Origin of the sequence: Microbacterium abyssi (assembly GCF_015277895.1) — a bacterium.
Classification (GTDB): Bacteria; Actinomycetota; Actinomycetes; order Actinomycetales; family Microbacteriaceae; genus Microbacterium; species Microbacterium abyssi.
In genome coordinates this window covers 710,939-728,535 of record NZ_CP063815.1, presented here as the reverse complement: position 1 = coordinate 728,535, position 17,597 = coordinate 710,939, and the positions used below count along the sequence as shown (strand labels likewise).

Below are 17,597 nucleotides of genomic sequence, written 5' to 3'. Positions count from 1 at the left end.
CTAACTCAACCCTTCTTCGCGCCGTAGCGGGAACGAGCCTGCTTACGGTTCTTGACTGCCTGGGTGTCCAGGGCGCCGCGGACGATCTTGTAACGCACACCGGGGAGGTCCTTCACACGACCACCGCGGACGAGCACCAGCGAGTGCTCCTGCAGGTTGTGGCCCTCACCGGGGATGTAGGCGGTGACCTCGGTGCCGTTGCGGAGCTTCACACGAGCGACCTTGCGCATCGCCGAGTTCGGCTTCTTCGGGGTGGTGGTGTAGACGCGGGTGCATACCCCGGCCTGCTGGGGGTTCGACTTCAGGGCGGGCGCCTTGGTCTTGGTGACCTTGGGCGAGCGACCCTTGCGAACCAACTGCTGAATGGTTGGCACGTTCTCTCCTCATAGTGCTGCACGGTGACAGCGTGATGGGTTTCACATCATGACCCACCGGCACGCCTGATCAGACGCGCTTTTGGTGTGATGGGTATGCCGTGGGGGCTGACCGGTATGGACCGGAGCCCGTGTGCAGGCACGCCGAGACGTGCACACACCTGATCAAGTGTAATCCCGCGTAACGCAAGCGGTCAAATGAGGCGAACCCCTGTGCTACGGCATCTCAGGATCGAATGGGGAGTCCAGCGCCTGAGTGAGCTCTTCGAGCAGCGCCTCGATCTGCGGTTCGACGTACTGCGAGATCACAGCCTGCACGGCGAGGCGGTGCCTCATCAGCATCCCGCAGATCTCACGGCCGATCATGTTCGCGTACTCGTCGGCGAGCGCGACCTCCTGACGCAGGGCCGCCTTCGCCTCGTCGGACAGGGGCGGCAGCGGAGGCAGCTCGCCGGATTCGTCGTCCGCGAGCCCGGCGATCGTGAACAGGAACGGCGCCCCCGGCACCGGATCCGGGTCGAGCGGCATGCCCTCGTACTCCGGCGCGAGGTCCTCGGACGGCCGATAGCTGCGCGCGCGGTTGCGGGCGGCCTGCTGATCGAGCTCCGCCTGGAGCATCGGCAGGTTACGGGCGGTGTACTCGGCGACGGCGTGGTCCACGACGGTCTTGATGCGGGTCGAGAGGCCGTGCTGCACGCCGTGCGGCACGTTGGATCCGATCCCGACGGCGGAGAGGATCGGCGAGCCGAGGCAGCGGCGGCAGGGCGCGACGCGTCCCCTGTGAGTGGCGGGCTCCCAGCGCGGCACCCAGCGCAGCCAGGCCTCGACAGCCTGGTCGACCTGCGTCTCTAGCGACCGCTCCACACCTAAAGCGTACGGTCATACGCGCGAACACAGAAGATTTGCGGCATCCGCCTCGTCACACGTCGTGTTCGTCGCGCTCCCACGGCCAGCGCGGCCGGCTCGCGCGGGTGCGCCGCAGCGCGACGCCAGCCCACCCGGCGATGGCTGCGACGACGAGCACGACGACGCTCGCTCCCCCGGTGATGAGATCGCCCATGGCGGCCAGCGCGGTGACGAACTCGCCGGTCACGATGAGGGCAGTCACGCCGACCGCGAGCAGGTGCGCGAGCGCCGTGGCGATCGCGATCACCCAGACCGAACGGAAACGCGGGTGCCCGATGCGCACCGCGAGCCACAGGATGCCGGCATACGCCGCGATAGCGACGATCATGCCCACGATGCCGGGGGCCTGGCCGAGACCTGGAACGGAGATGATGTCGGCATCGGTCACCACGCTCAGTGCGCCGAGCCCGAACACTGCCAGCGCGAAGAATCCGATGGTGGTCATCACCGTCGCCAGAACGGCCGAGACCCCCGCGGGTTCAGGGCTGCGGGGGTCTGGCGATGACATCTCCGTGTTACCTCGAGAGCGTCGGGCCGGCTTCGAGAGTGCGCTCGTACTCGCGCTGCGCCTCTTCGTTGAGCTCGGTCTTGCGGGCACCGCTGCGGGCGACCCACGCGCCGAACCAGATGGTCAGCTCGCGACCGAAGACGAACGCGGCGATGGCGAGCGGGGCGAGCAGTTCGCCGCCGACGAGGTCTGCACCCTGTCGCGCGGTGAGCAGCCAGAACGGCGCTTCGAACAGCTGGCCCAGGATGTGACCGGCGTAGGCGAACAGGCCGACGATGATGCCGAAGACGACCCACAGGCCCCAGCGGCCTCGGTTGATGATGGCCCCGAGCAGCCAGAACCCGATGAAGAAGACGACGACCGGAACCCAGAAGCCCCAAGTCGTCAGCGGCGTGAGAGCCGCCTCGCCGATGTTCTCGCCGGTGATGTCGCCTGCGAGTGCGCCCAGCCCGAGCGACGTGCCGAGGTACAGGATCGCGAACGCGAGGGTGGCGAGCAGGCCGATCGCTCCGGCGGTTCCCCGGTTGCCGCGCTCGCGCGGGGGCTCCGGCGCCTGCACGAAGATCGGCTGGTGCTGCGAGACGGGTGCCGCCACGACCGCCGCCGGCACGAATGGCTCGGAGGCGTCGTACTCGGACGGGATGGGCTCGGACGGCACGACGCGCGTCTCGGTGTCGTCGGTCGCCGGCGCGAGGTAGGCGCTGTCTGCGATGGACGGGTCGGAGGCATGCCGGTCGAAGACGCTGTCGGCCGCGGCATCCGTGGTGACGGCATCCGGCGTCTCAGCGCCGTACGCGTCGGCGCGGGTCGAGTCGGCGCCGTTCGCGTCGGTGCCGTAGCTGTCGGTGCCGAACGCGTCAGGAGCGTCGGACGCGGCGGGTTCGCGCGGCTCCGGCGCGGCGAAGGTGCCGGGGTGCTCCTGCTCAGCGGCTTCGAAAGCGGCGAGATCGGGGTCGACCTCGTCGCCCGCCGGACGGTCGTTACGCCCAGGGGCGTCGCCGCGCGCGGCCTCCGCCTCCGCGAGTCCGGCGTTGGCGCTGTCGACGACGTCGTCGACGTCGGACTTCTGCTCGTGCTGGGGAACCTCGGGGTCACTCATGGTGGGCGCCTCTCGTCGGATATGTGCACTGCGAGGATATCGCCGCCCGCAGACGCGCTCATGGAGGCGTGCCGACGTGTCGCCGGACCCGCATTCACCGCACGGAGTGGGATCAGGGGGTTGCGGGTGCGACGATGCGCAGCGTCTCGCCGACGAACTCCGCGAAGCCCGGCATCATGGGCATGGCGAACCACAGCAGCGCGCCGATCACGCCCACGCACAGTACGCGCGCGATCCAGCTCACCGCCACGTTGCTTCCGTCTGCCCGTGCCATGCCTCCAGCGTACGACCGGGATCGCACGCAGCCGGGGTGGACACGCGCTGCGACGCGCTCAGCCCTTGGTGGCTCCTGCGGTGAGCCCGCCGACGATGTACTTCTGCAGGAAGAGGAACAGGATCATGACGGGGATCGCGGCCATCACGGCACCGGCCGAGAACGCCGACCAGTCCGCATAGCGCGGGTTGGAGACGAGCTTGGTGAGGCCGACGACGAGGGTCTGCTGCTCGGGGTCGATGAGCATGACGCTGGCGACGACGTACTCATTCACCGTGCCGATGAAGCTCAGCAGTCCCACCACGGCGAGGATCGGGGCGACCAGGCGGAGGATGATCGTGAAGAAGATCCGGGCGTGTCCTGCCCCGTCGATGCGGGCGGCCTCATCGAGTTCCTTCGGGATCGTGTTGAAGAACCCGTACATGAGGTAGGTGTTCACGCCCAGCGCACCGCCGAGGTAGACGAGGATCAGGCCCGTGTGCGTGTTCAGGCCGATGGCGGGGAACCAGTCCCCCAGCGTCGACATGAGCAGGAAGATCGCGACGACGGCGAGCAGCTGGGGGAACATCTGCACGACGACGATCGTGACGAGTCCGACGCGGCGGCCGGCGAACCGCATGCGCGAGAAGGCATATGCCGCGCAGGCGCCGATGAACACCGTGGCGAGCCCCGTGACGACCGCGATGACGAGCGTGTTGAGGAACCACATCGCGTACGGGTTCTTGGGGTCGGTGAGGATGCGCACGTAGCTGTCGATGCCGATCGCCGAGAACAGCTGGTTCGAGCCGGTCAGCGTGCCGTTCGGGTTGAGCGATGCGGAGAGCACGTACAGGAGCGGGAACAGCGCGAAGATGCTCACCACCACCGCCACGACGTGACGCCATCCGGTGTCGGCGAACCAGGCGCCGAACGAGCGGCGCCGGACGGGTGAGGACGATGTCGTGGTCATCAGTTCAGCTCCTCGAGCGCCTTGGTCTTGCGGAAGCTCACGATCGAGATCACGGCCACCACGATGAAGATGATGATCGTGAACGCCGACGCGAGGCCGTAGTCACGCGTCTGGCCGGTGAAGGCCACCTTGTAGACCATCGAGATCAGGATGTCGGTGTGGCCGACGGGGATGGACACGTCGGTGAAGCGCGGCCCGCCGTTGGTGAGCATGTAGATCAGGTTGAAGTTGTTGAAGTTGAACGCGAACGACGAGATCAGCAGCGGCGCGACGGTCACCAGCAGCAGCGGCAGCTTGATCTGCCGGAAGATCTGCCACGGATTCGCGCCGTCCATGACGCCGGCCTCATTGACCTCTTCCGGGATGCCCTGCAGCGCCCCCATGCAGACCAGGAACATGTACGGGAAGCCGAGCCAGAGATTGACGATGAGGACCGAGACCTTCGCGAGGACCGGGTCTGTCAGCCAGGGGATGGATGCTCCGCCGAACAGCACCTGGTTGATGAAGCCGAAGCTCTCGTTCATCATGCCCGCCCAGACCAGCGCCGAGAGGAAGGCCGGGAAGGCGTACGGGAGGATGAGCAGGATGCGGTAGCCGTTGCGGAATCGCATCCTGGTGTTGTTGAAGACGAGTGCCAGCAGGAGGCCGAGGAAGAACGTCGATGCGACCGAGATCAGGGCGAACACGAACGTCCAGATAGTCACCGAGATGAGTGGTCCGCGGATCGATTCGTCGGTGACGGCGCGGACGAAGTTGTCGAAGCCGACCGTGATCTGCCAGCCGGGCAGCAGCTCCTCGCCATCGGCCGAGGTGAAGGCACCGGTGCCGATGTCTTCGTAGACCGTGCCGGAGTCGGTGTCGGTCATGGTGCCGGCTGCCTCGTCGTACTCGAGCGTCGAGACGTACAGGTAGCCGTTCTGGCCGTCCGGGGTGCGAATGGCGCCGTCGTTCGGGTCGTCGCTGTAGGCGACCGAGAGCTGCTCGATCTCGTTGGAGCGTGCGAGTACCTGGGCGAAGCTGAGCGTGTTCCAGCCGTCGACGGCGACGGCCTTGCCGCCCTCGATCGTCGCGCCGTCGACGTCTGCGAGCGGCTGGACGTCCGTGCCGACGCTGACGTCGCCGTCTGCGGGGTCGGTGACGACCAGACCGAGCGTGCCGAGCTGCTCCACGACGGTCACCGGGAAGACGGGCGAGTCCTCGACCCGCTCCTGCGCGGAACGCATGAGCGCTGCGACCGCCTGGTCCTTCGAACCGTTGTGGCCGGTGCCGTAGTTCGTGAAGCCGATGTAGCCGGTGTACAGCAGTGTGAACACCTGGAAGACGACGAGGAAGATCACGCCCGGCGTGAGGTACTTCGCCGGGATCGCCTTGCGGGAGAAGTAGACGTAGTTGACGAATGCCGTGACGAGCACGACCAGTGCGAGCACGACCCACTCGCGGTGCGTGAACAGCACGAACACGGCGTAGAGGGCGACCGCGTCGACGATCGCGAGAAGCACGATCTTCAACAGCATCCAGCCGATATGCCCTGACGCGGCCTCGGCGATCTGCGCGGCCTGGCGCTGGCGCCTGGTGGGCGGCGGGGTCTGCTCCGTCGCGGTGGTGTCGCTCATCTTCATCCCGTCATCACACTGTCGGGGCGGGCGCGTGCGCACCCGCCCCGACAGAACGAACTGTATTACTTGATGGCTGCGGCCACGTCGTCGGCCAGCTTCTGCCACGTCGCCGCAGGATCCGCACCGTTGATGATGGCGGCCTCGGCGATGCCCCAGAACTGCCAGACAGCGCCCATGGCCGGGATGGCCGGCATCGGGACTGCGTCAGCGCCGACGGCCTGGAAGCCGGCGATGACAGGGTCGGATGCTGCGGTGTCGGCCGCTGCGGTGAGGGCCGGGAGGATGTTACCCGCCTCGAACAGGGCGAGCTGGACATCTTCAGTGCCGAGGTAGTTCACCAGGAAATCGTTCGCGGCGACCTTGTTGTCCGACTCGGAGCTCACGAAGAATCCCTTCACTCCGGCGAACGGCGAGGCGACCTGGTCGGTCGGGCTCGGCACCGGGTCGATCTCGACGTTGATGCCGGCGTCGACGGCAGCGCCGACGTTCCACGGACCGGTCAGCCAGAAGGCCGCGTCGCCGTCGATGAACTGCTGCTTGGCGATCTCACCGTCGATGTCGGTGTTGAGGACGCCCGCGGCACCCTGGGCACCGAGCCAGTCGGCGAACTTCGTGCCGCCCTCGCTGCCGAGCTGCAGGTCGGCCGGGTCGTAGCTGCCGGACGCGTCGGTGCCGAACACCGGGGCTCCGAACGCGGTCTGGAACGGATACAGGTGGTAGGGGTTGCCCTCGGCACCCTGCTCGACGACGAACGGCTGGTCGAGGCCGGCGGCCTTGCCCTTGGCGATCATGTCATCGAAGCTCGAGGCGGGCTCGGGGACGACGTCCGCATTGCGCAGCACGGCGATGTTCTCGACGGCGTACGGGAGCATGTAGACGGTGCCGTCGTATGTCGACGCCTGGAGTGCGACGTCGAGGTAGTCGGATGCCGAGTCGCCGAGCTCGAGCGGGGCGACGACGCCGTTGGTGGACAGCTCGCCCAGCCAGTCATGCGCGCCCATGGTGATGTCCGGGCCCTTGCCGGTCGGAACCTGCTGGATGTAGTCGTCCTTGATCGTGTCGACGTCCTTGCCGACGATCTCGACTGCGACGCCGGTCTTCTCCTCGTAGGCGTCAGCCGCGCCCTGAACGGCGTCGACTCGCTCTGCGTCCACCCAGACGACGAGCGAAGAATCGGTGGCCTGGTCGCCACCCTCACTGTTGTCGGCCCCACCGGCGGCGCAGCCTGCGAGCGTGAGCGTGGAAACGGCGGCGATGGCGCCGAACGCGACGATGCCCCTCTTGTTCACCTTCATTGGTGTTGCCTCTCTTGATGCGTTTGGTGCCCGCAGAACTGCAAGCGCTTACAGTATGCAACGCTCTGCTCCATTAAGGCAATGCCTGAAGCGGCCGATATCAAGCTGTGACACAACGACGCCCGGCATCAGGGCTAGTGGAAGCGCTTCCAAGATCACTCTGAGAAACGCGACTGGGTAGGATGGCGCCATGGCAGACTCATCGTTCGACATCGTCAGCAAGGTCGACCACCAAGAGGCGGAGAACGCCCTCAATCAGGCCCGCAAAGAGGTCGAGCAGCGCTACGACTTCAAGGGCACCGGCGCTTCGATCGAGTGGAGCGGCGAGTCCGTTCTCATCAAGGCGGGCACCGAGGAGCGGGCCAAGGCCGTCCTCGACGTGTTCCAGTCCAAGCTCATCAAGCGCGGCATCTCGCTCAAGAGCCTCGAGTCGGGCGATCCCTTCGCCAGCGGCAAGGAGTTCCGTATCGTCTCGACGCTGAAGGACGGCATCTCCTCGGAGAACGCGAAGAAGATCGGCAAGATCATCCGTGACGAGGGCCCCAAGGGCGTGAAGAGCCAGATCCAGGGCGACGAGCTGCGCGTGCAGTCCAAGAGCCGCGACGACCTGCAGTCCGTGATCGCTCTGCTCAAGGGCTCCGACCTCGACATCGATTTGCAGTTCATCAACTACCGGTAGCCGCCACCCACCCGGTGACCCAGCGGTCGAGCCGCGCGTAGGCATCGTCGCGAGCCTGTTTCCGTGAAAGGAAGACGTCGTGCAGGGCGCCGTCGATCCGCTCCACGGTGACGGACGACCCGAGTTTGAGCGCGCGCTGGGCGATGTCCTCGACGACGAGCACAGTGTCGGCTGACGTGAGATCGTCCGACCAGCGCGTGGGCAGAGCGGACTTCGCCGACAGCAGCACGCATACCGGCACCTGGATCGACAGCCCTTCGGCCACGGTGCGGTGTCCGTGCAGGATCGCCCGCAGCCAACCCGCGTGCACCGGCATCGCCGGCACAGGACGCCACAGCGCGTTCGTCTCCATCAGGTCGTCGGGATCGGCGACAGCAGCCTGCGCGCGGGCGTAGAAGCCGAGATCGATCTGCGGGGCGGCATCCAGCGGTCGCAACCGCGCCTGCAGCTCCACCATCGGGGCGATCGCGGCGCGCAGCGGCGCGAGCTGGAACTCCAGCCACGGCGAGTTCAGGATGACGGCGTCCGCGGCATCCGGATGCCGGGACGCCCACAGGCTCAGCACCAGCCCGCCGGTCGAATGCCCCATGAGAACCAGGCGCCGCCCACCCGCGGCATCCGCCCCGATCACCGCGAGCGCCGCGCCGATGTCCTCGTCGTACGTCGCGAGGTCGGCGATGTATCCGGGGGTCTGCCCCTCGCGCAGGCTCCGGCCGTACTTGCGCAGGTCGAGCGCGAAGAAGCGCGCCCCGCGCGAGGTCCAGAACCGCGCCAGTCGCTTCTGGAAGAAGTAGTCCGACCACCCGTGCACGTAGAGCACATCGACCCCGTCGAGCAGCGGTGGCGGATCGACGAGCGGCTTCCCCTGCACCCGCCGCACGACGCGTCCCCACGCGGTCGGCGCGGGCGGTGGCGCTTCGGGCAGTGCACGCACGAGGGTCGCGACGATCTCGCCCTCGAGGTCCTCACCGAGCGGCAGCGTCTGCTGCTCGAACTCGTCTCCGAGGACGTCGGGCACCCACGAGGTCATGGCGTCAGCCTAGCCGCGGGCGGAACGCTTCGACTCGCTCCGCTCGCTCAGTACATCGCTTCGGCGCTGCGCGCCTTCGATCAACGACCCGCAGGGAGGAGTGGGCGCGAGCGGGTCACTCGCCGCGGGAGATGCGCACCATCTCGTCGCGCGGGACGACCTTGACGCGTGCGCGCTCGTGCGGCTCGCCCAGGGCGACCTCGTGCTGGTCGAGCCGGTGCCACCCCTCGAGGTCGGTCCACTGGATGCCGCGCGACTCGAGCAGCGCGGGGATCGCCGATTCCTCCGGATGCTCCGGCTGCCACCAGGAGCCCTGGTCATTGACGAGGTGCTGCACGGTCTCCATGGCATCGGACTTGGTGTGGCCGATGAGGCCGACCGGTCCGCGCTTGATCCAGCCCGTGGCGTAGATACCGGGCACCCGCTGGTTGGAGTCCTTCGCGAGCACCTGGCCCTCGTGGTTCGGGATCACGCCGTGCTTCTTGTCGAACGGCACGTCCTTCAGCGGGGAGCCGAAGTATCCGACCGCCCGGTACATCTGGCCGATCGCAATCTCGCGCAGCTCGCCCGTGCCCTTCATTCCGCCAGAACCGTCGGGCTGCGTGCGCTCGTAGACGATCGCGGCGACCCTGCCGTCGGCATCCTTCTTGATCTCTACCGGCTTCGCCCAGAAGTGCAGGTGCAGACGGCGGCTCGCCTCTCCCCCGGCGTTGTTCGCCGACGGACGCGTGCGCCACTGCTGCAGCACGCGGTCGATGACCTTGACCTGCTTGTTGCTGGCGACGGCATCCTTCGACGCCTCGTCGTAGTCGAAGTCCTCGTCGTAGACGACCATGTCGACGTCGCGCAGCTCGCCGAGCTCGCGCAGCTCGAGCGGGGTGAACTTCACCTGCGCGGGGCCACGGCGCCCGAACACGTGCACGTCGGTGACCTTGGAGGCCTCGAGGCCGGCGTGGACGTTGTCGGGGATCTCGGTCGGCAGCAGGTCCTCGGCGTGCTTCGCGAGGATGCGGGCAACGTCGAGGGCGACGTTGCCGTTTCCTAGCACGGCGACCGATTCGGCATCCAGCGTCCACTCGCGCGGCACATCGGGGTGGCCGTCGAACCAGCTCACGAAGTCCGCGGCTCCGTAGGAGCCTTCCGCGTCGATCCCCGGGATGTCGAGGTCGGTGTCACGGATGGCGCCGGTGGCGAAGATCACCGCGTTGTAGTGCTTCTTGAGGTCGGCGAGCGTGATGTCCTCACCGAAGCGCACGTTGCCGAAGATGCGGATGTCGCCGCGGTCGAGCACGTCGCGCAGCGCGTTGATGACGCCCTTGATGCGCGGATGGTCGGGGGCGACGCCGTAGCGGACCAGCCCGTAGGGCGCGGGCAGCTGCTCGAACAGGTCGATCGACACGTCGAACGAACGCTCGGTCTTGAGCAGGATGTCTGCGGCGTAGATGCCTGCCGGGCCTGCCCCGACGATGGCCAGCCTGAGCTTGGTCATGGGTGTCCTTTCGGATGCTGCGGCGAGCGGATGCTCAGCTGCTGCGGTCTGCGAGAGATTCGGCGAAGCGCATCAGCGCCTCTCGCACCGTGCCCTTGGGCAGTGGCGCGAGCGCCGCGATGGCGTCGCTGGTCCAGGTGCGCGCGAGGTCGAGCGTCTTCTGTGTGACGGCATGGTCGCGCAGCTCGGCCAGCGGCTGATCGAGGATGACGGGGTCGGCCCCCTCGGCGATGCGCGTCACACCGTCGTCGATGCGAGCGGCGAGCTCGGCGGAGGCGGCATCCCGCTCGGCCTTGAGCAGCAGGTACGGCATCGTCGGCACGCCAGCGCGGAGATCGGTGCCGGGAACCTTGCCGGTCTCGGCGGGGTCGGCGGAGAGGTCGATCACGTCGTCGAGCAGCTGGAAGGCCACGCCGACCTTCTCGCCGTAGACGCGCAGCGGTTCCTCGTACTCCGCCGGAGCGTTCGAGAAGATCGCGCCGCCCTGCGTCGCCGCGGCGATGAGGGATCCTGTCTTGTCGGCCAGCACCTGGATGTAGAACGCGATCGGGTCGTCGCCGTCCTGCGCGCCGACCGTCTCGTGCAGCTGCCCCATGACGAGCCGCTCGAAGGTGTCGGCCTGCAGCCGGATCGCCCGGTCGCCGTAACGGGCCATGAGCTGGCTGGCGCGGGAGAAGAGGATGTCGCCGGTGAGGATGGCGACGCTGTTGCCCCACACCGCGTGTGCGGCGGGCACGCCTCGCCGGCGGTCGGCCCCGTCCATCACGTCGTCGTGGTACAGCGAGCCGAGGTGGGTCATCTCGAGTGCCTTGGCGATGTCGATGACCGCGGGGATGTTCCCCTCGCCGAGCTGCGCGGTCAGCAGCGTGAGCACGGGCCGGATGCGCTTGCCACCGGCCTCGTAGAGATAACGGGCTGAAGCGTCGGCGATCGAGTCTGCGACGTGCAGCTCTTCGGCGAGGCCACCCTCGACGAGGTCGAGCCCGTCCTCGATCTGCCGGGCGACGCGCCGGGCGGCGGGCCCGATGAACACGCGGTCGCTGAAGCCGAGACGGCTCGCGAGGCGCGAACCCGGGGCAGCGGGGCTCGAAGTCACGGTTCCCACCCTACCTGTGGCTCACTCGGGGTTCGTCGCCGCTGCGGACGCTGTCGCCGCAGTCGCGGGCTTGGTCGCACGATGCAGCGCGACGATGCCGAAGGACAGATTGCGGTAGGCGACATCGGTCCAGCCGGCCTCGCGGATCCAGGCCGAGAGTCGCTTCTGATCCGGCCAGTCGCGGATCGACTCGCCCAGGTACTCGTAGGCGTCTGCGTTCGTGCCGGCGACGCGCGCGATTCGCGGCAGCACCTGCGCGTTGTAGAAGCGGTACAAGCCGCGGAAAGCCTTTCCCGGAGGCGTCGAGAACTCGTTGATCACCAGGCGACCACCGGGCTTGGTGACGCGGAACAGCTCGGCGAGCGCCTTCTTCGGCTGCTGCACGTTGCGAAGGCCGTACGACATCGTCACGGCGTCGAACTCCTCATCGCCGAACGGCAGGTTCATGGCGTCGGCCTGGACGAACGAGAGGTTCGGCAGGTGGCCGTGCCGGCGCTTTCCCTCAGCCAGCATCCCGGGCGAGAAGTCGGCCGCGACGACGTCCGCGCCGCTGGTGGCGAGGGAAGCCGATGAGGATGCCGTGCCCGCCGCGAGATCGAGGATGCGCTCGTAGCGCTGCGGGGCCACTGCGCGGGTGGTCGCCGCCCGCCAGAACGCGTCGTTGCCGAACGTCATGACGGTGTTGGTGCGGTCGTATCCGGCCGCGACCTGGTCGAACATGCCGCTGACGCGCTGCGGGTCCTTACCGAGGTCTGCGCGATTGGGCTGGCTCATCCATCCAGTCTAGATCTGTGCAGGCCGAGCACCTCCAGGCGATCGAGCCACGCATCGGCGGTTGCGTCGTCGAACGGGGCCTCCTGCGCGCGCACGCGCGTCTCGAGATCGAGTGTGAGGGCTTCGAGACGGGTCGTGATGTCTGACGGATAGTCGTAGCGGATGCTGTGCTCCGCCCATTCATCACGGTCGTCGACCCACGTGCCGCTCGGTCCGTCAGCAGGATCCCGATCGCGCTCGAGTCGGATGACGTCGAGGTCCATGTCGATGCCGGTCGCCATCAGCGGGTCATCGGACCAGCGCACATCCCAGCCGAGATCGATGTAGATGCGCATGCCGAACGGGTGGTCGCGGTTGATGGTGAGCGCGAACTCGCCGGACGGCGGCACGAGGGTGACGTTGGGAGCCGCGGCATAGAACTCCGCGCCGGGCCGGATGCTGTGCCACCCGAGCGGTTGGCCGACCCAGTCACCCCACTCGTCTGCGCCGAGATAGACGCATTCGTGGCGCCAGTGCGGCGAGCCGTCCCACTTGCGCCACTGGAAGACCATCTCGGTGCCGGGTGCGGGGCGTCGATTCACGCGGCAAGCCTAGACCCGCGCGTCATCTCCTGCCTGGGCGGCGAACTATTCTGGACGGGTGACCAACCGCCTGATCGTGCAGACCCGCGAGTTCGATCCGGTCGAGGATCTGCTGGCGTACGCCGACCCCGATCAGCCGCTCGCCTGGCTGCGCCGCGGCGACGGCATCGTAGCGGTCGGCAGCGGATCACCGGCATCCATTCGGGTCTCTTCACGCGAGGGAACACTGCGCAGCGCGATCATCGCGGATGCCTGGCGCGAGCTCGCGGCGAGCGCCGAAGTCGACGATCCCGTGCAGCTGCCGGGCACCGGACTGGTCGGGTTCGGCACGCTCACCTTCGACGAGGGCTCTGCGGCGGACAGCATCCTGATCGTCCCGTCGATCATCCTCGGCAAGCACCAGGGACGCGGTTGGATCACCCGGATCGCACACGCCGGTGAAGAACTGCCGCAGGATCTGCCGGACGCCACGATCGAGCCATGCGCGTACGGTCCGCACTGGGCCGGCACCGTCGGACCCGGCGCCCAGTCGCCTGAGGGATACCAGGCGTCGGTGCGGACGGCACTGAGTCGCATCGGCAGCGGCGAGGTCAGCAAGATCGTGCTCGCCCGCGACCTGGCGGGCACGATTCCCGCCGGTTCCGACCTGCGCCGGCTCGTGCGCGCCCTGTCGACCGGCTACCCGGACACCTGGACCTTCGCCGTGGACGGCCTCATCGGCGCGAGTCCTGAGACCCTCGTCACCGTGCAGGAGCGCACCGTCACCGCACGCGTGCTGGCCGGGACGATCGGACGCGGTGCGGATGCCGATCAGGATGCCGCGGCATCCGCGCATCTCGCGTCGAGCACCAAGGACATCGACGAGCACGAGTACGCGGTGCAGAGCCTGCTGGAGTCGCTGCGGCCGCACGTGCGGGCCATGGCGTCGAGCGAGCAGCCGTTCATGCTGAAGCTGCCGAACCTGTTCCACCTCGCCACGGATGTGGAGGGCGAGCTGTCCGACAGCGGATCGGCTCTGGACCTCGTGGGGGCACTGCATCCGACCGCGGCGGTCGCCGGAACGCCGACGCCTGCCGCCGTCGCGGCGATCCGCGAGATCGAGCCGTTCGACCGAGGTCGCTACGCCGGACCGGTGGGATGGATCGACGGCGACGGCAACGGCGAGTGGGCGATCGCGCTGCGCTGTGCGCAGTTCACTCCGTCACCGGATGCGATCAGCGTCACCGCGTACGCCGGCGCGGGCATCGTCGCCGCGAGCGACCCGGAGACCGAGCTGCTGGAGACGCGGGTGAAGTTCCGCCCGCTGGTGGATGCACTGGCGTGAAGGTGCTGGTGTGAGGGGCTGACTTCGCGTCGAAGCCTCCTCAGCTCGCCGCGAGACGCTCCTTCTCGGCCTCGACGTCGAAGTCGGCGGGCGGCCACTGCGGGTCGATGTCCTCGAGCGCGGCGAGCAGCAGCTCCTGCACGGCGAGCCGCGCGTACCACTTGCTGTCCGCGGGCACCACGTACCAGGGCGCGTGCTGGGTCGACGTGCGGTCGAAGACCGCCTGGTACGCGGCCATGTACTGCGGCCACAGCATCCGCTCGTCGACGTCGCCGGGGTTGTACTTCCAGTACTTGTCCGGGCGCTCGAGGCGCTCCATCAGTCGTTCCTTCTGCTCTTCGGGCGAGATGTGCAGCATGACCTTGACGATGCGGGTGCCGGATGCCGCGACGCGCGCTTCGAACTCGTTGATGGCGTCGTAACGGCGCTCGATCTCCTCCGCCGAGGCCAGTGAGCGCACCTTGGCGATCAGCACGTCCTCGTAGTGCGAGCGGTCGAACACACCGATGAATCCCGGTTGCGGCAGCCGCTTCTCGACGCGCCAGAGGAAGTCGTGCGCGAGCTCCTCATCGGTCGGGGCCTTGAACGCCGCGAGCTCGACGCCCTGCGGATCGACGCCGCCGACGACGTGGCGCACGATGCCGCCCTTGCCCGCGGTGTCCATCGCCTGCAGCACGAGCAGCACCGCATCCCTTGCGTCGCCGACGCGACCGACGGCGAACAGGCGCTCCTGCAGTTCGCCCAGCACCTCGATGCCCTCGGCGAGGTCCTTCGCGCCGGCCTTCTTGTCGCCGTCGTAGCCGGGGTGGCTGCCGGCGTCGACGTTCGAGAGCCGAAAATCCTCGCCCACCCGAAGCAACGCGGTCGCCGCGTCCGTCCAGCGTCGGTTGCCCATGGATACATCCTGCCGCCGCACGCACGATCGCGCGAGAGTCAGAGGTCTCCGAGCGCCTCGCCGGCCGCTGCCGTCAGGTCCAGCGTCTCGAGGACGACCAGCAGCTGGCGCTCCTCGTAGCGGAAGTGGCTCTCCATGATCGCCGCGATCCCCTCCAGGTGCCGATCGAGCTCCTCCGGCGGCGCCTGCGAATCCACCGCGGCCTGCAACCCACCCAGCAGGTGGGCGATCATCGAGTGGTCCTGCTCGAGCGCCCGCAACACCGGCGCGAGCTCGGGATGGGCCGCTCCGATCGCGGGAAACAGCACATGGTCCTCGCTCCGATGATGCTGGTCCAGAGCTGCGCAGAAACCATGACAGTACAGCAGCAGCTCTCGTGCCGCGGCGACCCGCGGCGCCCCCGCGGCCACGGCGTCCCTGGTCACTCTCAGGGCCTCCCTGAGCCGGGCGTGCACGCGCCGCAACTCGGCGCTCCAGGCGGTGAGCCTGCTCGTCTCGCGCTCAGTCACGCGCGGACGAAGGGTGTGACGAGAGCATCGTCGACCTCCCTCGGTTCGGCGCCTCCATGCCTGACACGGTCTGCCACCGACACGCGACGCTGCGAGAACCCTACCGCGACAGCGGCACCTCGATGATCTGCCGCCCCGTCACGGGTGAGGTGAGCGCCTGGTCGAGCGCGGCTCGCGTCGTGATGCGCTGGTGGTCCCAGCCGTAGGCGCGCGCGAGCTGCTCGATGTCGGCGGTGTGCGGCGTGTAGAAGACGCGGTCGAGATCGGCACGAGGGGCGGATGCCGCGACCTCGAGCCCGTCGAAGATCGTTCCCCCGCCGTCATTGCCGACGATGACCTGGATGCGCGGTTCCTGCTCGTCGGGCGGCAGCAGCAGCGCGCCGACGTCGTGCAGAAAGGCGAGATCGCCGAGCAGCACGCGTGTGACGCCGGCCGCCCCGTCGGCCTGACTGGCGACCGCGATGCCCGTCGCGGTGGCGATCGTGCCGTCGATGCCCGCAAGTCCGCGGCTCGCATGCACGGGCACCTTCTTGCCGCCGAGGACGGCGTCGGCCACCCGGACGAGCCGGGATGAGCCGAACATCAACCGGTCGTGCGGCCAGGTCGCCCGCCACACGGCGTCGACGAGCAGTTCGCGGTCGAGCGGACGGCGGACGGCCTCCAGCTCGGCGCGCATCGCGTCGCGGCGCGCGGCGAGGTCGGCGGAGTGCAGACCGTCCTGGTCGGGGGCGTTCTCGCTGAGATCGACGACGGATGCTGCGGATGCCCGCATCCACTCGCCGAGCCACGCGCGATCGGCGTCCCCGCCGCCGACGGTGACGGATGCCGCGGCACGCGTGCGCCCGTTGAGGTTCAGCGCCTCGCCGCCGGATCGGACGGCGACGATCTCGACGTCGTCGCGCTTCAGGAGCGCTGTGACCTCGCGGCTGAGCGTGGGGTGACCGAGCACGATCACGCGCTCGATGCGTCCGCCGAGGCTCTCGTCGCGCAGGTGCCGGCGGTAGCCGTGCACCACGTACCGGCCGAAGCGCGCTCCGCTGACGATCTCGGCGATCAGCGGCCAGGACGCGGTGTGCGAGATCTCCTCGGCTGCGGGGCCGGCGTCGGCTCCGGCGACGACGACCGTGCGCGGGCCGCGTTCCAGGAGCACCGGCTCACCGGCTTCCGGTGCGGGCGCGGGCCCGGCGGTGGCGGCGAAGTCCGGCGGGAGCGCGCTCGACAGCGGTTCGCGCATGGGGAGGTTCAGGTGCACGGGACCGGCGACGCCGGAAAGGACTGCGGGCGCGGCATCCGCCCCCATCGCGGCGGCGACCGCCCGGGCCGCCAGTCCGTCCCAGCTGCCGTCGCCCGGGACGGGTGCATCATGCTGCCAGCGCACGAACGCATCGAAGAGGCCGGGCTGGATCGTCGCCTGGTTGGCGCCGACGCCGCGCAGCTCGGGCGGACGGTCGGCGGTCAGCAGCAGCAGCGGGACGCCGGCGTGAAATGCCTCCATCGTCGCCGGCAGCAGGTTCGCGGCAGCCGTGCCGGAGGTGCAGATGACCGCGGCGGGGACGCGCGTCTCGCGGGCGAGTCCGAGGGCCGTGAACCCCGCGACACGCTCGTCGATGCGCACGTGCACGCGGACGACGCCTTGCCGGGCGAGGTGCGTGGCGGCGAGCGCGAGGGCCTGGGATCGCGATCCCGGCGAGATCACGACGTCGCGGAGGCCAGAGGCTGCGAGTTCCGTGAGAAGGGATGCCGCGGCATCCGCAGCCGGGGATGGGCTCATGAACGCGAGTCGGCGGCGGGGCCGTCGGTCTCGTCGTCGAGGCGAGCGAGCTCCTCTTCCAGGCGGCGGATCCGCTCGTCCTGCTCGGTCTTGCCGAGGCTGCGGAGGAACTCGGGGTCGTCATCGGGCGCCACGGACCGCATGCTCTCCTGGTCGCTGCGGCGACGCCGGCCGATCACGAACCAGAGGATGCCGCCGAGCACGGGGATGAGGACGACGATGGCGATCCAGGCGCCCTTGGGCACGCCGCGGTGCCGCGTCGCCGGCTGCACTGCGCAGTCGACGATGCTGAACACCCAGAAGACGAGGGCCAGGAAGCCCCCGACGATCAGTACTCTCGCCACGTCTCCAGTCTAAGCGGGTTATACGGTTACGGCTTCCCGTGTGCGAACGGATGGGGACAGGTCTCAAGGAGGATCCATAGGAAT

The 17,597-nt window shown here is 68.5% G+C and carries 19 protein-coding genes; 2 read left to right on the top strand and 17 right to left on the bottom strand.

Features of this window, described 5'->3' with window-relative positions:
- Positions 1-5: 5 nt before the first annotated feature.
- The 8 genes from rpsL to IM776_RS03510 form a co-directional block, all read right to left on the bottom strand.
- Entirely contained in the window at positions 6-374 is a 369-nt protein-coding gene (gene rpsL, locus IM776_RS03545; RefSeq protein WP_017201609.1) for a 30S ribosomal protein S12, read from the bottom strand.
- A 216-nt stretch (positions 375-590) separates the two neighbouring features.
- Entirely contained in the window at positions 591-1,238 is a 648-nt protein-coding gene (locus IM776_RS03540) for a spermidine/putrescine ABC transporter substrate-binding protein (protein ID WP_194421671.1), read from the bottom strand.
- A 55-nt stretch (positions 1,239-1,293) separates the two neighbouring features.
- The gene (locus IM776_RS03535; protein ID WP_228479903.1) at positions 1,294-1,725 is read right to left on the bottom strand and encodes a hypothetical protein; all 432 of its coding nucleotides are present in this window, start codon (positions 1,723-1,725) and stop codon (positions 1,294-1,296) included.
- 70 nt (positions 1,726-1,795) lie between these two features.
- The gene (locus tag IM776_RS03530) at positions 1,796-2,887 is read right to left on the bottom strand and encodes an MFS transporter (protein ID WP_194421670.1); all 1,092 of its coding nucleotides are present in this window, start codon (positions 2,885-2,887) and stop codon (positions 1,796-1,798) included.
- A 112-nt stretch (positions 2,888-2,999) separates the two neighbouring features.
- Positions 3,000-3,161 carry a hypothetical protein gene (locus IM776_RS03525; RefSeq protein WP_194422697.1) on the bottom strand — a complete coding sequence of 54 codons (162 nt, stop codon included), beginning with the start codon at positions 3,159-3,161 and terminating at the stop codon, positions 3,000-3,002.
- Positions 3,162-3,219: 58 nt separating this feature from the next.
- Positions 3,220-4,110 carry a sugar ABC transporter permease gene (locus IM776_RS03520; RefSeq protein ID WP_194421669.1) on the bottom strand — a complete coding sequence of 297 codons (891 nt, stop codon included), beginning with the start codon at positions 4,108-4,110 and terminating at the stop codon, positions 3,220-3,222.
- Entirely contained in the window at positions 4,110-5,723 is a 1,614-nt protein-coding gene (locus IM776_RS03515) for an ABC transporter permease subunit (protein WP_194421668.1), read from the bottom strand. Before IM776_RS03515 ends, IM776_RS03520 begins: the two co-directional genes overlap by 1 nt.
- Positions 5,724-5,788: 65 nt before the next feature.
- Entirely contained in the window at positions 5,789-7,021 is a 1,233-nt protein-coding gene (locus IM776_RS03510; RefSeq protein ID WP_194421667.1) for a sugar ABC transporter substrate-binding protein, read from the bottom strand.
- Positions 7,022-7,211: 190 nt separating this feature from the next.
- Here IM776_RS03510 and IM776_RS03505 point away from each other — a divergent pair, with 190 nt between their 5' ends.
- A complete protein-coding gene (locus tag IM776_RS03505) occupies positions 7,212-7,700 on the top strand; it encodes a YajQ family cyclic di-GMP-binding protein (protein ID WP_194421666.1) in 489 nt (162 codons plus the stop codon).
- Here the strand turns inward: IM776_RS03505 and IM776_RS03500 are convergent.
- The 5 genes from IM776_RS03500 to IM776_RS03480 form a co-directional block, all read right to left on the bottom strand.
- Positions 7,687-8,730: an alpha/beta hydrolase gene (locus IM776_RS03500; RefSeq protein ID WP_194421665.1), complete on the bottom strand. Its 1,044-nt coding sequence runs from the start codon at positions 8,728-8,730 to the stop codon at positions 7,687-7,689. The genes IM776_RS03505 and IM776_RS03500 overlap by 14 nt on opposite strands.
- Before the next feature lie 115 nt (positions 8,731-8,845).
- Positions 8,846-10,219: an FAD-dependent oxidoreductase gene (locus IM776_RS03495; RefSeq protein ID WP_194421664.1), complete on the bottom strand. Its 1,374-nt coding sequence runs from the start codon at positions 10,217-10,219 to the stop codon at positions 8,846-8,848.
- 34 nt (positions 10,220-10,253) lie between these two features.
- Complete coding sequence (locus tag IM776_RS03490) at positions 10,254-11,315, bottom strand: polyprenyl synthetase family protein (protein WP_194421663.1); 1,062 nt, start codon at positions 11,313-11,315, stop codon at positions 10,254-10,256.
- 21 nt (positions 11,316-11,336) lie between these two features.
- Positions 11,337-12,089 (bottom strand): ubiquinone/menaquinone biosynthesis methyltransferase, encoded by a 753-nt coding sequence (locus tag IM776_RS03485; protein WP_194421662.1) that lies wholly within the window; start codon positions 12,087-12,089, stop codon positions 11,337-11,339.
- Entirely contained in the window at positions 12,086-12,670 is a 585-nt protein-coding gene (locus tag IM776_RS03480) for a DUF402 domain-containing protein (protein WP_228479902.1), read from the bottom strand. Before IM776_RS03480 ends, IM776_RS03485 begins: the two co-directional genes overlap by 4 nt.
- 58 nt (positions 12,671-12,728) lie before the next feature.
- Here IM776_RS03480 and IM776_RS03475 point away from each other — a divergent pair, with 58 nt between their 5' ends.
- Complete coding sequence (locus IM776_RS03475) at positions 12,729-13,994, top strand: isochorismate synthase (RefSeq protein ID WP_228479901.1); 1,266 nt, start codon at positions 12,729-12,731, stop codon at positions 13,992-13,994.
- Between the two features lie 40 nt (positions 13,995-14,034).
- Here IM776_RS03475 and IM776_RS03470 read toward each other — a convergent pair whose 3' ends face one another.
- From IM776_RS03470 to IM776_RS03455, 4 genes are all read right to left on the bottom strand, one after another.
- Complete coding sequence (locus tag IM776_RS03470; protein ID WP_194421661.1) at positions 14,035-14,889, bottom strand: polyphosphate kinase 2 family protein; 855 nt, start codon at positions 14,887-14,889, stop codon at positions 14,035-14,037.
- Positions 14,890-14,927: 38 nt separating this feature from the next.
- Positions 14,928-15,398 carry a hemerythrin domain-containing protein gene (locus IM776_RS03465; protein ID WP_194421660.1) on the bottom strand — a complete coding sequence of 157 codons (471 nt, stop codon included), beginning with the start codon at positions 15,396-15,398 and terminating at the stop codon, positions 14,928-14,930.
- 100 nt (positions 15,399-15,498) lie between these two features.
- Positions 15,499-17,169 (bottom strand): 2-succinyl-5-enolpyruvyl-6-hydroxy-3-cyclohexene-1-carboxylic-acid synthase, encoded by a 1,671-nt coding sequence (gene menD / locus IM776_RS03460; protein WP_194421659.1) that lies wholly within the window; start codon positions 17,167-17,169, stop codon positions 15,499-15,501.
- Positions 17,166-17,513 (bottom strand): PLD nuclease N-terminal domain-containing protein, encoded by a 348-nt coding sequence (locus IM776_RS03455; protein WP_194421658.1) that lies wholly within the window; start codon positions 17,511-17,513, stop codon positions 17,166-17,168. Before IM776_RS03455 ends, menD begins: the two co-directional genes overlap by 4 nt.
- Positions 17,514-17,597: the final 84 nt, after the last annotated feature.

Coding starts and splice junctions, on each gene's coding strand:
- IM776_RS03500 (WP_194421665.1), bottom strand. CDS start 8,730: ATGACCTCGTGGGTGCCCGACGTCCTCGGAGACGAGTTCGAGCAGCAG.
- IM776_RS03515 (WP_194421668.1), bottom strand. CDS start 5,723: ATGAGCGACACCACCGCGACGGAGCAGACCCCGCCGCCCACCAGGCGC.
- IM776_RS03510 (WP_194421667.1), bottom strand. CDS start 7,021: ATGAAGGTGAACAAGAGGGGCATCGTCGCGTTCGGCGCCATCGCCGCC.
- IM776_RS03530 (WP_194421670.1), bottom strand. CDS start 2,887: ATGAGTGACCCCGAGGTTCCCCAGCACGAGCAGAAGTCCGACGTCGAC.
- IM776_RS03470 (WP_194421661.1), bottom strand. CDS start 14,889: ATGGGCAACCGACGCTGGACGGACGCGGCGACCGCGTTGCTTCGGGTG.
- IM776_RS03485 (WP_194421662.1), bottom strand. CDS start 12,089: ATGAGCCAGCCCAATCGCGCAGACCTCGGTAAGGACCCGCAGCGCGTC.
- menD (WP_194421659.1), bottom strand. CDS start 17,169: ATGAGCCCATCCCCGGCTGCGGATGCCGCGGCATCCCTTCTCACGGAA.
- IM776_RS03520 (WP_194421669.1), bottom strand. CDS start 4,110: ATGACCACGACATCGTCCTCACCCGTCCGGCGCCGCTCGTTCGGCGCC.
- IM776_RS03535 (WP_228479903.1), bottom strand. CDS start 1,725: ATGACCACCATCGGATTCTTCGCGCTGGCAGTGTTCGGGCTCGGCGCA.
- IM776_RS03495 (WP_194421664.1), bottom strand. CDS start 10,219: ATGACCAAGCTCAGGCTGGCCATCGTCGGGGCAGGCCCGGCAGGCATC.
- IM776_RS03525 (WP_194422697.1), bottom strand. CDS start 3,161: ATGGCACGGGCAGACGGAAGCAACGTGGCGGTGAGCTGGATCGCGCGC.
- IM776_RS03505 (WP_194421666.1), top strand. CDS start 7,212: ATGGCAGACTCATCGTTCGACATCGTCAGCAAGGTCGACCACCAAGAG.